The organism is Spelaeicoccus albus, from assembly GCF_013409065.1.
Taxonomy (GTDB): domain Bacteria; phylum Actinomycetota; class Actinomycetes; order Actinomycetales; family Brevibacteriaceae; genus Spelaeicoccus; species Spelaeicoccus albus.
This window is the reverse complement of sequence record NZ_JACBZP010000001.1, coordinates 2,661,248-2,676,592: the sequence shown is the minus strand read 5'-3', so window position 1 is coordinate 2,676,592 and position 15,345 is coordinate 2,661,248. Positions and strand designations below refer to the sequence as shown.

Sequence of the window (15,345 nt, the reverse complement as noted above, 5' to 3'; positions counted from 1 at the left end):
TGTGGAGACGGCACAAGCCGACGTCGAATGTCACGACCTCGTGCGAATTTACGCGACGAAAGGGATCGAGGTTCAAGCGCTGCAGGGGTTGAACCTGCATATGGCACGGGGCGAAATGACGGCGCTCGTCGGGGCTTCGGGGTCTGGAAAGTCGACGCTGCTGAACATCCTTTCCGGAATCGACACGCCAACTGCCGGCACCGCTCAGGTCGCAGGCGTCGAATTGACCAACCTACGCCGCGGACGGCGAGTAGCGTACCAACGTCACTCGGTCGGCTTCGTCTGGCAGCAAACAAGTCGGAATCTTCTCCCCTTTCTCACCGCAGAGGAAAACGTCACGCTGCCGCTGGCGCTCAGCGGCGCCAAAAATCGCCGAGCACGGGCCCGCGAACTACTCGACCTGCTCGGTACTTCCGATTTGGCCGCGCGGCGTCCCGCCGAGCTCTCCGGCGGTCAACAGCAACGCGTCGCAGTCGCCGTCGCCATCGCCAATTCGCCGCGCGTCCTGCTTGCCGACGAGCCTACCGGCGAACTTGACGAGGACACGTCCGCAGACGTGCTCAACGCAATTCGCGAGGTCAACGAACACACGGGCATCACCACGCTCATCGTCACCCACGATCCGACGGTCTCTGAGCACGTCCGGCGGACCGTACAGATCCGTGACGGTCGGACGTCGACCGAGGTACTTCGCCGCACCGAACGCGGCGAAGGCGGCAACGAAGAAATGTTCTCCGAGGAATTCGCCGTGCTGGACAAGGCCGGACGGCTACAGCTCCCCGAGGAATTCATCACGACGCTGAATATGCGCGAACGCGTCAGATTGGCGCTCGAAGCCGACCACGTCGGAGTGTTTCCGAGCGCCCCGACGTCACTCGATGGTGAGCCGCACGAACACCGCGTCACCGATAGCCCGGTCGATCCGGAGGAGAACGAATGAGCAGTGCGGCGGCGCTACGGGCACGCGGCATCGGTCGGGTCTTCACATCGGCCGGGGGCGTCGTTCACGCATGCAATGCAGTGGACTTCGATTTGTTCCCCGCCGAACTTGTCGTCGTCCGCGGACCGTCGGGCGCCGGCAAAACGACGCTACTCAACCTACTCGCGGGGCTGGACACGCCGACAGCCGGCGAAGTGTGGATCGGTGACCGGAAGATTACGGACATGGCCGAGAATATGGCTGTGGAAATGCGACGCTCGTTGATCGGGTACGTGTTCCAGTCTTTCGGCTTGTTGCCGATGCTCTCCGCAACGGAGAACGTCGAGGTTCCGCTACGTCTACTACGCGTGAACCCGTCCGAGCGCACCGTCCGCGTCGCCGAGATGCTGGCTCGCGTCGGCCTGAGTGAGCATGCCGAACAGCGCCCGGCCGAGCTCTCCGGCGGTCAGCAACAACGCGTCGGCATTGCTCGCGCCCTGGTGAACAGGCCGCGGGTGCTGTTCGCGGACGAACCGACCGGCCAACTCGACAGTGCGAGCGCATCGACCATCATGAACTTGATCGGTACTCTCGTACGGGCCGACGGCATCTCCGCGGTTATTGCCACCCATGATCCGCTGCTTGTAGCGCGTGCCGACCGCGTGTTCGACATCCACGACGGACGATTGAGCGAACATCGACGGGGCGGCCGCCACGCCGTCCAATAGACCGCGTGACCCAGCGTCAGGCGGACTTCAGGGCGTCCGAAAGCGACCGGCTCAGGTCGTTCATCACGTCGGGATCGCCCGGGACGTTCGGCTCAAACGGAAGCACGAGACGGTCCTTGCCCTTGTCCCGGTACCGCGGGATCACATGCAGGTGGAAATGAAACACGCTTTGCCAGGCATCCTCCCCGCAGCAGTTGAGCAGGTTGACCCCATCGACGTCCCACGCATCGAACATGGCACGCGCGATCCGCTGCGCTTCCAAGGTCACGTCGGTCAGATCCTGCGGCTCAATATCGCGCAGATCGGTGCTGTGGCGGCGCGGGACGACGAGCAAGTGACCATCCGAAGCCGGATGGATATCCATGAACGCGTACGTCGTCTCGGTAGTCGCCACCGGCCGGCTCGGAATGGTTCCGGCCGCGATATCGCAGAACAAGCATCCATCAGTCATGGTTCCCACAATACTGGCGAGCTCCGACGGATCCCCAGCCCTCCGGCCGGCCGACCGGAATTCCGCGGGGGCAGCAGCCGAAATGTCGCAGGTCGCGGGTACCGTTACGACTATGACAGTTGAAAAAGAGACCAACCCGCAGTTCAGCGAATACGCCCATCCCGAGCGCCTCGTTTCGACGGACTGGCTGGCCGAGCACCTGGGCGACGACGGACTCGCCGTCGTCGAATCCGACGAGGACGTGCTGTTGTACGAAACCGGGCATATTCCCGGATCGGTGAAAGTCGACTGGCATACGGAACTCAACGACCAGGTCACGCGCGACTACCTGAACGGCGAAGGATTTGCCCGCTTGATGTCCGCGAAGGGAATCGACCGCGACGACACCATAGTCGTCTACGGCGACAAAAGTAACTGGTGGGCCGCGTACGCGCTCTGGGTGTTCTCGCTGTTCGGCCACGAGGACGTCCGGCTTCTCGACGGCGGGCGTGCCGCCTGGATGGCCGAAGGCCGCCCCATGACCACCGAACAGCCCGAGCGGACTCCGTCCAATTACCCGGTGGTGGAACGCCGCGACGACGAGTTGCGTGCCTATCGCGACGACGTGGCCCGCCACATCGGCCGCGGACCGCTCGTTGACGTTCGCTCACCCCAGGAATACACCGGGGAGCGCATCTCGGCACCGGATTACCCCGAAGAAGGCGCGCTGCGCGGCGGTCACATCCCGACGGCAGTGAGCGTGCCGTGGGGCCGCGCCGCCGCCGACGACGGCAGGTTCAAATCCCGCCGCGAGCTTTCCGATATCTACGAGGGCGAAGTCGGCCTCTCCGGCGACGACGACATAGTGGCCTACTGCCGGATCGGCGAACGGTCTTCCCACACGTGGTTCGTCCTGCACCATCTGCTCGGTATGCCGACGGTGCGCAACTACGATGGGTCCTGGTCCGAATGGGGTTCGCTGGTCCGCGCACCGATCACGCGCGGCGACGACCCCGGAACCGTTTAGAATTAAGGTAATGAGAACCGATTTACCTTTCGCGTTGGGCGAGATAGTCGATGACTTCCAGGCGGTCTCCGCACGGGACCGGCTGCAAATGCTGCTCGAATTCTCGCAGGAACTTCCCGACCTTCCGGCACGTCTGACCGACCATCCGGAACTCCTGGAACGGGTCGAAGAATGCCAGTCGCCGCTGTTCTTGAAGGTCGAAGTGGATGACACGCCGTCGGACCCGGACGAGCGCGCCGTGCACCTGTTCTTCCACGCTCCGGCCGAATCGCCCACGACCAAGGGCTTCGCCGGCATCTTGGCGGAAGGCCTGGACGGCGCAACTGTGGACACGATCATGAATGTTCCGGCGGATCTGCCCGGCCGGTTCGGCCTGACCGACGCAGTGTCGCCGTTGCGCATGCGCGGGATGGGCGCCATGCTGGCGCGCATCAAGCACCAGATCGCCGCGTTGACCGCCCCGGCGCACAGCCGGCCGAACTGATTCGACGGCGAGATGGTGGCAAAGTAGTGCGCATGCGTCACGCTGCCTCGGTCGTGCGGACCTGCCTCACTGCCTGCGCCGCGGTCGGGATGACCGCCGCGGCGCTGACCGGTTGCGGGGGCACCCTGACCGCCGCAACGGACCGCGCCCGCGACGCATCGCCGTCGCGCAGCTCGGCCGAGCCCGGCGATCCCATTCCGGGCCCGGGCCAGCGCTCGCCCGGAACGCGTCCGACCCGCCACGCCATCCCGGGGATCGGCCCGCACACCATGCGGCAGATCCCCAAACGGACGACGCAGGTCCTCGTGTCCGCGACCGAGACGAAGACGGGGAGCCGCGCCCACACCACCATGTACCGGTTGGTCGCCGACGGTACATGGAAGGCCGTCGATGATTGGCCCGGACACAACGGCAAGAACGGCTGGAAGAAGCACCGCTCGGTCGGGGACGCCACAACCCCGATCGGCGTGTTCGGACTGACCGACGCCGGCGGGTACCTGGCGAATCCGGGAACCAAGCTGTCGTACGACCGCGACCCGGCGTACCGAAGCGCTGCGGCAGCAACCTACGGCGACTCCTTCAAAAAAGTATTCAATTACTTGATAGCCATCAATTTCAACCGCGTGGCCGGATCGAAACCGACGGATAGTCGGCATCCGCACGGAGCAGCCCGCGGCGGCAAGATCTGGCTGCACGTCGACCACCACAGCCCGACGCACGGATGCATCACGCTGCCCCAGTCCGGCATGAAATTCCTGCTGACCCACCTCGACCCCAAGGCGCGACCGGTCATCGTCACCGGGCCGAAACCCGTCATCTCGCGTTAGGAGATCCCCACGTGCGCCAACTCATGCCGCCGCCCGACTCCCCCGACACCGCCGTGGACGACGACCGACTCGCGGAACTGTATGCGGCAGGCACTACCGAAGCGGCACGATGGCTGCGCGTCAATATGGTCTCCACTCTCGACGGCGCCGCCATGGGGGCCGACGGCCGGTCCGGCAGTATCTCATCGGACTCGGACAAGTCCGTATTCCAAACGCTTCGTGCCTGGTCGGACGTCGTCCTGATCGGCGCCGAGACGGCCCGCGTCGAGCGCTACACTCGGCTCTCGCACGAGCACGGCCGGGCCGATGTCCGTCGTCCCGGCGGCCCACTGCTGGCAATCGTCAGCGCAACCGGGCGCGTCGATGTCGACAGGCTGTTCTCGGCCGACGGCGGTCAGCCGCTGCTTCTCACGTGCCGCACGGCCGATCCGGACGCCGTCCGGGAATTCAGCGCCCGCGCCGGCGACGACGCCGTGCTCATAGCGGGCGACACGGCGGTCGATCTCCCGACAGCCGTCGACGAGTTGACGGCACGCGGTCTCACGCGGATACTTTCCGAAGGCGGGCCGCACCTGCTGGGCGGACTGCTCGCTGCCGATCTCGTTGACGAACTCGACCTGACAATCGGCTTGGAAGCGCGCGGCGGCGAGGCCGGACGGATCGTCCAAGGCGTGCGACTGGACACCCGGTTCGCTGCTCACACGCTCCTCGGAGCAGGCGATTCACTGATCGGCCGGTGGCTCGTCAGTCGCCCCGAGAGCCCGGACGGCTCAGGACGCCGCTGAGGAACCGGGCGACGTCGTCGTCCCACCGCTCAGGGTCGACGTTCCATTCCTTGGTGTGACGGGCCGTGTCATAGACCGGCATCGTCACGAGGTCGGACCGTGCCCGCGCCAGCAGGTGCGACGGCCGCGACGGCACGAAATCGTCATCGTCGCTATGGATGAGCAGCACCGGCTTGTCGAGCTCGGCCGCACGCGTCACCCAGTCCATCCGGTGCAGATCGAGCGGTGTCTCGAGGCCCGTGATCCACCGGGCCCAGGGCCGAGAAATCATCGACAGCGACAGCCTGGCCACCGGGGTGGGCAACTTGTTGATCTTGGCCTGCCGGTCCAACACGGCGAACCAGTCGACGACCGGGGCGTCCAGGACCAGCGCGCTGATCGCCGACTTGAACCGGCTCCGCGATGCCGACTGGAAAGCGATGGCGCCCCCCATCGACCAGCCGAAGAGCACTATCCGGCGGGCTCCGTGGTCCAGCGCGTACTCGATCGCCGCATCCACGTCCAGCCATTCCGTGTCGCCCAAGCCGTACCGGCTGTCGTCGGGCGGCTGCACTTCGGCGTCATTACGGTAGGCGATGGCCAGGCTGGTGATGCCGAGCCTGCGCAAGGGCCGGACGGCGCTCAGACCCGCCGCCCGGGTTCCTCCCCGTCCGTGAATGAGTATCGCCCACACGTCGGTGAATCCTTCGACGGCACTCGGATTTCCCGGGATGCACCAGGCCGGAAGCTCCCCGGCGTCCGAATGCATGGTGATCTCGGTGCTCGGCACGCCCGCAGCGTCGGGATTGCGATAGTAGGCGGCGGACCACCGGCCGCGCCGCGCTTTGCGCAGCGTGCCGGCGTCCACGCCCAGGACGCTGCGCAAGACGGTGCCGGCGCGCGGGTCGTATTCCAGGATGTCGCCGATTCGCGCATGGCCGCGGCCACCATCGAACACGAGACCGTACCGCCCGGGCACCATCGTTTCGTCGTCCGCCGCCAAGAGGATCGACATTTCGCCGTCGAACCCCGACACGTGCAGGATCTCCAATGGCTCCTCGGCGCGTTCGGGCACGACGATGCGCCGCGCGAAGTAGGCGGCAAGGCCGGACGTCGCGGCCGACAGCACGGCTGCCAGGGAAGCACCGGCGCCTATTCCGAGAAACACCCACGGCGTGCGAGCCGGCTTCGAGGGGGTCCTTTTCATGGCCACGCGCCCATTGTTCCATTGATGCCCGTTCCGTTGTTAGCGCACCTCCGGCGCACGCGATGTCCCCGGCCGGCGCCGCATGGGAACATCGGAGGGAGGCGCCGGTGTTGACCCAGTGAGAAAACCCGTGCCCGGCACAGTGCAGAAAGGCGCAACACTCATGACTGAACAAACCGAACGAACCGATCCACAGGCCATCACCGACGACGAATGGCGCCGCCGGTTGACCCCGGAGGAGTACCGGGTGCTCCGCCAAGCGGCGACCGAACCGCCGTTCACGGGCGAGTACGTCGACACCGATTCCGTCGGCAGTTACCAGTGCCGGGCGTGCGGCGCCGAGTTGTTCACGTCCGACACGAAGTTCGGATCGCACTGCGGCTGGCCGTCGTTCTACACCCCGCTCGCCGAAGACCGGGTGCACTACATCCGCGACACGACGATGGGGATGGAACGCGTCGAAGTCCGCTGTGCGCAGTGCAATTCGCACTTGGGCCACGTGTTCACCGGCGAAGGCTATGACACGCCGACCGACGAGCGGTACTGCATCAATTCGATAAGCCTGCGGCTCGTGCCGGCGACGTCCGAAGACCGCGCCGCTGACGCATGAACGCCCGTGTGACGTCGTGGTCGGGTTTGACCCCCGCCGAAGCGTACGCCGTCCTGCGCTTGCGCTGCCGCGTGTTCGTCGTCGAGCAGGAGTGCGCGTACCTCGATCTTGACGGGCGGGACCTCGACGACGCCACCGAGCACGTGCTCATTTCGAACGGCGACGACGTAGCCGCCTATCTGCGGGTGCTGCCGGCCGGGCTAGAGGTCGGTCATTCGCTCGATCCCGCCGGCCGCGCCATCGGACGCGTCGTGACTCACCCGGACCATCGTGGCCGGGGCTTGGCCGGGTCGTTGTTGCAAGCCGTCATCTCGACGCACGGTGATTCGTTGTTGACCATGCACGCCCAATCGCACTTGACCGGCTGGTACGCCCGGTACGGTTTCACGCCGTGCGGGCCGGATTTTCTCGACGACGGAATACCGCACACGCCGCTGCAACGCACAGCTGCCTCTTCCCCCGGGCCCGCCGTCATGGCATGATGAACTGGGTCGATCGACCCAGTTAACTGCTTGGCGGAAGGGGCGCATCGATGCGCATTCCCATCGACGACCGACGCGCGGCGCTCGTCGCCGCAGCCTTGCGGGTCATTGCCCGTGACGGCGTCCAGGCCGCCTCAACCCGCGCCGTCACTGCCGAAGCCGGCATGTCGTTGGCCAGTTTCCATTACGCGTTCGCCTCTCGCGACGAATTGCTGCGCCGCGTCATCGACACCGTCATCGCCGACGAACGCGCGGCCACCGAGCGAATTCTCGCCACCGGCGGAACGCTCCACGAGTTGTTGCGCGGTGGGCTCGCCGCGTACTTGACGTTGCTGCGGGCCAACCCCCACCACGAACAAGCGATGCTCGAACTGACCTTTTACGCATTGCGCACCCCAAGCTTGCGCGGACTTGCCGCCAAACAATACGGATCGTACGAGTCGCTGGCCGCCGGCTTGCTCGGCGCGGCCGCCCGACACACCGGTACGCGCTGGACACTGCCGCTGGGTGACGTCGCCCGCCTGGCCATTGCACTGACCGACGGCATGACGACGACATGGCTTGCCGACCGTAACGACGCCGGGGCCGATCGCCTTGCCGATGTGGCCGCCGACTTGCTTGCGTCCCTTGCCGCGGACGACGAACCGTGAGGGCGCCGACCGAGCCCCGCCGGCTCGTCGGGCGGCGGTGGATCACACTGTTCGCCCTGGCGTGGCTCGGCATCTGGCTGGCGCAGCTGACCCCGATCCAGCTGCTCTTGCCGACACAGGTCGACCTGCAACTGCAACCCACCCAATGGGTCGATTCGGTCGTGGCGTTCGGCATCATTTCGGGAATTGCCGGCGTCTGCGCACTGATCGCCTATCCGGTGACCGGGATGCTGTCGGATCGGACAGCCACCCGATTCGGACGCCGCAGACCGTGGATGGTCGTCGGCACGATGGTCTTTGCCGGAGCGCTGATCCTCTTGGGCGCCCAGCATTCGATGATCGGGATCGGCATCTTCTGGTGTCTGGCGCTCACGGGGTTTTGCGTCCTGACGGCCGCTTTGACGGCCATCATCTCCGACCAGGTGCCGGTGCGGCAACGCGGACTGGTCTCCGGCTGGATGTCCGCGCCGCAAGCCATCGGCATCATCGTCGGGTTGGTCTTGGTGACGGCGCTCGCGCTTGGCCAGTTCGCCGGCTATCTGCTGACGGCGGTGCTTCTGGTCGTGCTGGTGCTGCCGTTCGTGTGCTTGGTGCCGGAACCGCCGGCTCCCTCGACTGCGCACCGCAAACCGGCGCTCGCCGACTTTTGGATAAGCCCGCGAGCCCATCCCGATTTCGGCTGGACGCTGCTGTCCCGCGTGCTCGTGAACATCGGCAACGCGTTCGGAACCACGCTGTTGCTGTATTTCCTGCAGTTCGGGCTGGGCGATACGTCGGCCGCGGACGATCTGGTCGTGCTCAGCGCGATCTACATGGTCTTCGTGCTGATCTCCGCGGTGTCGTTCGGCAAGCTCTCCGACGTGATCGGCCGGCGAAAGGTCTTCGTGTTCACCGCCGCATCATTGCAAGGCATTGCCGCGCTGCTGCTGGCCTTCGTGCCGAGCCTCCCGGTGGCAATGGTTGCTGCCGGATTCCTCGGCTTCGGGTTCGGCAGCTTCTTATCCGTCGACCAAGCGCTGGCCACGCAGGTGCTGCCGAATGCGGCCGACCGCGGCAAGGACTTGGGAATCATGAACATCGCCTATGCCGTGCCGCAGGCAATTGCACCGCTGGCCGGCGCCGGTATTGTGGCGCTCACCGGCGGATTCACCGTCTTGTTCCTGGTGGCCGGCTTCACGGCGCTACTTGGAGCGTTGGCGGTAGTGCCCGTCAAGGCGGTCCGATGAGAGCAAACCAGATACGAGCACACAAGTGAAGGCAGCCCCATGAAACTTCCCGATCTCCGTTCCGTGCCGGCCGACCGGCCATGGACCCGCCCCGAAGCGTACTGGCCGGCCCTGACGGCCGCCACCCTTCATCTCGACCCGCCTCTGGCGGTGCTCTGCCAAGAGGCCCTGGCCTGGAACGCCGCCGATATGCTCCGGCGCGCCGGCGGCAAACCGATCCGAGTGGCAAGCAAGTCAGTCCGTGTGCGCGGCGTCGTCGAGGAGCTGATGAAGCACGACGGATATCACGGCGTTCTGGCATACACGTTGCCGGAAGCGTTGTGGCTGGCCGAAACGGTGGACGACGTGGTCGTCGGCTATCCGACGACGCACCGCGAGGCGATCCGCAGGCTGGCCACCGACGAATCGCTGGCGGGCCGAGTCACGCTGATGGTTGATTCGGTCGACCATTTGGACGCCGTCGACGCCGTGCTCAGTCCGCCGGACCGGTTTCCCGTCCGAGTCTGTCTCGAACTCGACGCGTCGTGGCGGCCGAAGCTGCCGGGCCCTGTACGCGCCCACATCGGTGTCCGTCGTTCGCCCGTGCACTCCCCTGCCGAAGCGCGTGCTCTCGCCGAACTCATTGCCGCACGCCGGGGGTTCGAGCTCGTCGGAATGATGGCGTACGAAGCTCAAGTTGCCGGCCTGGCCGATGCGCCCCCCGGTAAGCCGGTGCGCGGCGCAGCGATCCGTCGCATCCAACGCCGATCGGTGGCCGAACTTCACGGCCGCCGCGCCGAGGCCGTCGCCGCCGTCCGCGGCGTCGCCGACCTGGAGTTCGTCAATGGCGGCGGCACCGGTTCGATCGATTCGACGGCGGCCGACGGGTCCGTCACCGAGATCGCCGCCGGTAGCGGATTATTCGGCCCGCACCTGTTCGACGGATACCGGTCGTTCAGCCCGGCGCCGGCCGCTGCGTTCGCCTTATCCGTGGTACGCCGGCCCGCACCCGGGATCGCCACCCTGATGGGCGGAGGATGGATCGCGTCGGGACCGGCCGCGCCGGATAGGCTTCCGGAGGTGGCCTGGCCGGCCGGCGCCCGCATGGTCGGCAGTGAGATGGCAGGCGAAGTGCAAACGCCGCTGACCGGCGTCGGGAATCTCGGCGTCGGCGATCGGGCATGGCTCCGCCACACCAAGGCCGGCGAGCTGAGCGAACACGTCAATGAATTCGCGGTAGTCTCGGATGACGCCGTCGCAGAGACGCTTCCAACTTACCGGGGCGAGGGAAAGGCCTTTTTATGAGCGCGCTTTGGCGCAATTGGTCCGGACTGGAATCGGTGACGCCGGCGCGGGTCGTCCGCCCGAAGGGGGCGAATGAGACGGCCGGGGCCGTTCTGGACGCCGTCCGCGACGGGCTGCCGGTCAAGGCGATAGGCGCGGGCCACAGTTTCACGGGTGCCGCGCTGGCGCCGGGCGTGCAGCTGGACATGTCCGCCATGTCCGGGCTGGTGTCCTACGATCCGGGTGCCCGGCAAGTCACCGTTGGCGCCGGCACATACCTGTACGACATGCCGCCCATGCTCTCCAAGCTGGGGCTGGCCATGGCGAACCTTGGCGATATCGACCGGCAGACCGTGGCCGGGGCCTTGTCGACCGGCACCCACGGCACGGGTACCCGGTTCGGCGGGCTCGCCACCCAGGCCACCGCGATGACGGTGGCCACTGCGGACGGCGAGCTGCGAAAATTCTCGAAGACCAGAGATCCTCGCGAGTGGCCCGCAATTGCGCTGGCCGTCGGGTCGCTCGGCGTCCTGATCGATGTCACGATCCAGTGCGTGCCGGCGTTCAAACTGCACGCCGTCGAAGCTCCCGAGCCGCTCGACGACGTGCTCGGCGACTTCCGCTCCCGATGCACCGGGGCCGATCACTTCGAGTTCTACTGGTTTCCGCACACCGCCACGGCGCTGACGAAGACCAACACGCGGGTGCCCGTCGACGCCCCCGGTGAGGCGCTGCCCGGCATGCGGCGGTGGGTCGACGACGAGGTGGTATCGAACGCCGTCTATTCACTCACCTGCCGTCTGGGCTCGGCCGTCCCGATCGCGGTGCCGCGGATCAACCGGCTGGCCGGACGACTGCTGGGACATCGCGACTTCACCGACGCGTCGTCGTCTGTGTTCACGACACCGCGGCGGGTACGGTTCCGCGAAATGGAATATGCGCTGCCGCGCGAAGTCGTGCCGGACGCCGTCCGGCGAATCCGCGAACTCATCGACTCGAAAGGGTGGCGTATTTCGTTCCCGGTCGAGGTTCGCACTGCCGCGCCGGACGATCTGTGGCTGTCGACGGCGTACGGCCGCGACACCGGGTACATCGCGGTACACCGATACTTGCGTGAAGACCACCGCGAGTATTTCGCCGCCGTCGAAGACATCTTCCGCGAATTCGGTGGACGGCCGCATTGGGGCAAGCTGCACACCCGGTCGGCCGCGGACCTGCGCGAATTGTACCCGCACTTCGACGATTTTCTGGCAGTGCGCGACGCGTTGGACCCCGGTCGGGTCTTTGCCAATCCGTACCTTCGGCAGATCTTCGGCACGTGACCGCCCAGCTCTCCGCGTTCACCGATTTTCGGCACCTGACCGCCCCGACCGCCCCACCCCCTATGCGTCGAGTGGTGGCGGGGTACAACGGCCACTCGCCACCACTCGACGGCAGAAGTGGAAACGCGGGAGGGGATCCGGGTCAGGACGGGGTCAGGGCGGGACCGAGTCAAGACGGGATCAGGGCAGCTCCGGGTCAGGGCAGGTCGTCGATGATGTCGAGCAGCTTGCGACGCGGTCCGGTATAGAAGGGCGTTTCCTCACGCACGTGCAGCCGCGCATCGACGCCGCGCAGCTCGCGCATCACGTCGACGATGCGGTGCAATTCGTCGGCCTCGAATGCCAGAATCCATTCATAATCGCCGAGCGCGAACGCCGACATCGTGTTGGCCCGTACGTCCGGATAGTCGCGCGCTGCCATCCCGTGCTCGCGGAGCATCCGGCTGCGTTCTTCGCCCGGAAGCACATACCAGTCGTACGAGCGCACGAACGGATACACGCAGATGTAATCACCGACCGGTTTGCCGGCCAGGAACGACGGCACGTGCGCCTTGTTGAACTCGGACGGCCGGTGCACCGCCACGTTCGACCAGACGGGGGTCAGGTGAGATCCCAGCGCGGTCTTGCGGAAGCGAGAATAAGCCTGCTGGATCGATTCGACGACCGGCGCGTGCCACCAGACCATCAGATCGGCATCGGCACGCAGCGCGGAGACGTCGTAAAAACCGCGGACAACCAGGTCTTCGGCCGACAGCTCGGCCAACAGATCCTCCACCTCGGTAGCAAGACCGGCGCGATCCTCCGGCAGCGCAGACGACGCGCGGAATACCGACCATCCGCAGTACCGCATTGTTTGATTGATGTCGTCGGGATGGACTTCGCTGGTGCGTTCGGTGTCGTTCATACTCTCAATTCTCTCAAGATGGACTCCGCCGCCTGCCGCGCGGAGCCGATACAGGCAGGAATGCCGACGCCGTCATAGGCGGCACCGGCCAAGCAGGCTGCCGGAACCTCGTTCATGCGGGCGCGGATGCGTCCGACAAGTTGGTCATGGCCGACCAGGTATTGCGGCAAAGCACCCGGCCACCTGGTGACTGACGCCGCACGGACCGGCAGCGCTCGGCCCGTAATGCGCTCGACGTCCGCAAGGGCGGCACGGGCAAGTTCGTCGTCGGTCCGGTCAAGCACTGCCGTGTCGCGGTGACGCCCGGCCGACGCACGCACCAACGCCGTGCCCGGCGGCAGCATCCGGGCGATCCACGGCCATTTGTTCGACGAAATAGTCGCGGCCTTGATGATGCGGGCTTCGGCCGCGGGCACCAGGAATCCGGAGCCCTCGAGCGGCGGCGCGTCGTCGAGATCCACCAGCGCCGTGACAACGGCCGACGTGGAGAATTCGACAGTGCCCAGCTCGGCGCCGACGTCGGGGGCGGCTCCGGCCATCACCGTTGCCGCGGCATGAGCAGGCAGTGCCACGATGACGCCGTCCGCGGCCCGTGCGATTCCACCGGCAGTGAAATGCCACCGGCCGCCGGACCGTCGAAGCGGGCCGACCGGCGCGCTTCGACGGACAACATCGCCGAGTTCACGTTCGAGCGCGGCAATCATGCTCGACAGCCCGCCGCGCAAGCTCATGAAGACGGGCGCCGGACGCCGATCGGTCGGCGCTTGCCCCGCGGGCCGCGGAACCGTGCGGCGCACGAGCTCGCGCAGCGACGTGCCGTCACGGGCGGCCGGCCATAACGCCGGGATCGTGGCGCGCAGTGAGAGCAGCCGTGAATTGCCGGCGTACACACCGGCCAGCAACGGATCGACGAGTCGGTCGGCCACTCCGGGGCCCAGGCGTGCTTCGATGAAGTCCGCAACGGCGATATCGCCGGAGACCGCGCCCGTGACAGTTTCGCGTGCGGCCCGGCGAACCTCGTCGTCGTCCAGCAGACCGGCCGCCGTTTCCGGATCGGCCGGTACTCCCATGACAGATCCCCCGGGGATGGGATGCAATTCCCCGCGCGAAAATATCGCCGATCGTGCGCTGCCGGGCGCTTCGGTCGTCAGTCCCAGCTCGCGTGCCAGGTCCACGGCTTCGGGACGCCGAGCGAGAGCGGCTTCGGCACCCACGTCGATCGATTCGTCGAGCACGCCGTCCAGATCGGTGCCGCGGATACATCCGCCCAGCCGCTCGGAGGCCTCGTACAAGTGCACGTCGACGTCGTCCGGAGCATCCCGGCGCAGCCGATAGGCGGCGGTGAGGCCGGTGATGCCTCCGCCGATGACCGCGATCGACCGTTCGGTCACGATGTCACGTCGTGGACGCGGTCGACGACGCGCGCCAGCATATCGGGGTCCGTCGTCGGCAACACGCCGTGACCCAAGTTGAAGATATGTCCGGGCAACTCGCTGCCCTGGCGGACTATTTCGTCGACAACCGGCCGGACGGCGTCCCACGGGGCGAACAAGAAAGCAGGGTCGAGGTTGCCCTGCAGCACGGTATCGGGCACCCGGACCGCCGCATCCGACAGCGACACACGGAAATCGACGCCGACCACGTCCGGCCCGGCTTCCCCCATTGCCGCAAGCAGTTCACCGGTCTGGACGCCGAAATGGATGGTGGGAAGACCCAGCCGCGCCACATGCGCGAACACGTCCCGCGAATGCGGCAGCACGTACGTGCGATAGTCCGCGGCCGAGAGGTAGCCGGCCCAGGAATCGAACAGCTGCAATGCCGACGCGCCGGCAGCGGCCTGGACGGACAGGAAAGTTCCGCACATTGCGGATAGCTTCGACAACAAGGCGTCGAACACGTCGGGAGCACCGTGCATCATCGACTTGGTGAGCTCGTGGTTCTTGCTGGGCCCGCCTTCGATCAGATAACTGGCAAGGGTGAACGGAGCGCCGGCGAAGCCGATCAGCGGCGTGGAACCCAGTTCGGCGACCGTCATCCGAACGCTTGCCGCGATGTCGTCGATCTGGCCCGCATCGAGTTCGGGAAGGGCATCGACATCGGCCATCGTGCGCACCGGTTTCTCGACGACCGGTCCGACTCCCGGCACGATGTCCACGCCAATACCGGCCGCATGCAGCGGCACGACGATATCGGAAAAGAATACCGCCGCATCCACTCCGAGTCTGCGCACCGGCTGCAGCGTGATTTCAGTGACGAGTTCCGGCGTCCGGCACGCCTGCAGCATGGTGGTGCCGGCCCGCAATTCGCGGTATTCGGGCAGCGACCGACCCGCCTGGCGCATGAACCACACGGGCACATGGTCCGTCGGCAGCCCGCGGGCGGCACGGACGAGCGCGGAATCACGGGCCGGCGCGGGCCGGTCGAAGGCAGCCATACAGTCATTGTGTCACCGCGGGGCCGCCGCTCGTGGCCGGTGGTGACGCACCCCACAACCCTTCGCCC

17 protein-coding genes are annotated in these 15,345 nt (G+C 66.5%); 12 read left to right on the top strand and 5 right to left on the bottom strand.

The genetic code is table 11. The features are described 5' to 3' along the window. Position 1: 1 nt before the first annotated feature. Together BJY26_RS12445 and BJY26_RS12440 are read left to right on the top strand one after the other, a co-directional pair. On the top strand, positions 2 to 940 hold the full coding sequence (locus BJY26_RS12445; protein ID WP_342354667.1) for an ABC transporter ATP-binding protein: 939 nt from the start codon (positions 2 to 4) through the stop codon (positions 938 to 940). Further along, the gene (locus BJY26_RS12440) at positions 937 to 1,647 is read left to right on the top strand and encodes an ABC transporter ATP-binding protein (protein WP_179428572.1); all 711 of its coding nucleotides are present in this window, start codon (positions 937 to 939) and stop codon (positions 1,645 to 1,647) included. The genes BJY26_RS12445 and BJY26_RS12440 overlap by 4 nt, the downstream gene beginning before the upstream one ends. Positions 1,648 to 1,663: 16 nt before the next feature. Here BJY26_RS12440 and BJY26_RS12435 read toward each other — a convergent pair whose 3' ends face one another. After that, positions 1,664 to 2,098: an HIT family protein gene (locus BJY26_RS12435; protein ID WP_179428571.1), complete on the bottom strand. Its 435-nt coding sequence runs from the start codon at positions 2,096 to 2,098 to the stop codon at positions 1,664 to 1,666. A gap of 112 nt (positions 2,099 to 2,210) precedes the next feature. Here BJY26_RS12435 and BJY26_RS12430 point away from each other — a divergent pair, with 112 nt between their 5' ends. From BJY26_RS12430 to BJY26_RS12415, 4 genes are read left to right on the top strand one after another with little or no spacing between them, the layout of a single operon-like run. Further along, entirely contained in the window at positions 2,211 to 3,104 is an 894-nt protein-coding gene (locus tag BJY26_RS12430) for a sulfurtransferase (RefSeq protein ID WP_179428570.1), read from the top strand. A gap of 10 nt (positions 3,105 to 3,114) precedes the next feature. Further along, positions 3,115 to 3,588: a SufE family protein gene (locus tag BJY26_RS12425; RefSeq protein WP_179428569.1), complete on the top strand. Its 474-nt coding sequence runs from the start codon at positions 3,115 to 3,117 to the stop codon at positions 3,586 to 3,588. A 32-nt stretch (positions 3,589 to 3,620) separates the two neighbouring features. After that, positions 3,621 to 4,415: a L,D-transpeptidase family protein gene (locus BJY26_RS12420; protein WP_179428568.1), complete on the top strand. Its 795-nt coding sequence runs from the start codon at positions 3,621 to 3,623 to the stop codon at positions 4,413 to 4,415. 11 nt (positions 4,416 to 4,426) lie between these two features. Then, on the top strand, positions 4,427 to 5,200 hold the full coding sequence (locus BJY26_RS12415) for a dihydrofolate reductase family protein (protein WP_179428567.1): 774 nt from the start codon (positions 4,427 to 4,429) through the stop codon (positions 5,198 to 5,200). Here the strand turns inward: BJY26_RS12415 and BJY26_RS12410 are convergent. Next, positions 5,160 to 6,386: an alpha/beta hydrolase family protein gene (locus BJY26_RS12410; RefSeq protein WP_179428566.1), complete on the bottom strand. Its 1,227-nt coding sequence runs from the start codon at positions 6,384 to 6,386 to the stop codon at positions 5,160 to 5,162. The genes BJY26_RS12415 and BJY26_RS12410 overlap by 41 nt on opposite strands. Before the next feature lie 163 nt (positions 6,387 to 6,549). Here BJY26_RS12410 and msrB point away from each other — a divergent pair, with 163 nt between their 5' ends. The 6 genes from msrB to BJY26_RS12380 are packed head-to-tail and all read left to right on the top strand — an operon-like array spanning position 6,550 to position 11,939. Continuing rightward, positions 6,550 to 6,996 (top strand): peptide-methionine (R)-S-oxide reductase MsrB, encoded by a 447-nt coding sequence (msrB, locus tag BJY26_RS12405; protein ID WP_179428565.1) that lies wholly within the window; start codon positions 6,550 to 6,552, stop codon positions 6,994 to 6,996. A gap of 8 nt (positions 6,997 to 7,004) precedes the next feature. After that, entirely contained in the window at positions 7,005 to 7,478 is a 474-nt protein-coding gene (locus BJY26_RS12400) for a GNAT family N-acetyltransferase (RefSeq protein WP_237248951.1), read from the top strand. A 50-nt stretch (positions 7,479 to 7,528) separates the two neighbouring features. Continuing rightward, entirely contained in the window at positions 7,529 to 8,128 is a 600-nt protein-coding gene (locus tag BJY26_RS12395; protein ID WP_179428563.1) for a TetR/AcrR family transcriptional regulator, read from the top strand. Next, positions 8,125 to 9,354, top strand: coding sequence for an MFS transporter (locus tag BJY26_RS12390; RefSeq protein ID WP_179428562.1), 1,230 nt, complete (start codon positions 8,125 to 8,127; stop codon positions 9,352 to 9,354). The genes BJY26_RS12395 and BJY26_RS12390 overlap by 4 nt, the downstream gene beginning before the upstream one ends. Before the next feature lie 39 nt (positions 9,355 to 9,393). After that, on the top strand, positions 9,394 to 10,638 hold the full coding sequence (locus BJY26_RS12385; RefSeq protein ID WP_179428561.1) for an alanine racemase: 1,245 nt from the start codon (positions 9,394 to 9,396) through the stop codon (positions 10,636 to 10,638). Next, positions 10,635 to 11,939, top strand: a complete 1,305-nt coding sequence (locus BJY26_RS12380; RefSeq protein WP_179428560.1) for a D-arabinono-1,4-lactone oxidase — start codon at positions 10,635 to 10,637, stop codon at positions 11,937 to 11,939. Before BJY26_RS12385 ends, BJY26_RS12380 begins: the two co-directional genes overlap by 4 nt. A 196-nt stretch (positions 11,940 to 12,135) precedes the next feature. On the opposite strand, the gene hemQ is transcribed toward BJY26_RS12380, so the two are convergent. Genes hemQ through hemE form a run of 3 tightly spaced genes read right to left on the bottom strand, consistent with a single transcriptional unit; the run spans position 12,136 to position 15,277 of the window. After that, on the bottom strand, positions 12,136 to 12,843 hold the full coding sequence (gene hemQ / locus BJY26_RS12375; RefSeq protein ID WP_179428559.1) for a hydrogen peroxide-dependent heme synthase: 708 nt from the start codon (positions 12,841 to 12,843) through the stop codon (positions 12,136 to 12,138). After that, positions 12,840 to 14,234, bottom strand: coding sequence for a protoporphyrinogen oxidase (gene hemG, locus BJY26_RS12370; RefSeq protein ID WP_179428558.1), 1,395 nt, complete (start codon positions 14,232 to 14,234; stop codon positions 12,840 to 12,842). The genes hemQ and hemG overlap by 4 nt, the downstream gene beginning before the upstream one ends. Continuing rightward, entirely contained in the window at positions 14,231 to 15,277 is a 1,047-nt protein-coding gene (gene hemE / locus BJY26_RS12365; protein WP_179428557.1) for a uroporphyrinogen decarboxylase, read from the bottom strand. Before hemE ends, hemG begins: the two co-directional genes overlap by 4 nt. Positions 15,278 to 15,345: the final 68 nt, after the last annotated feature.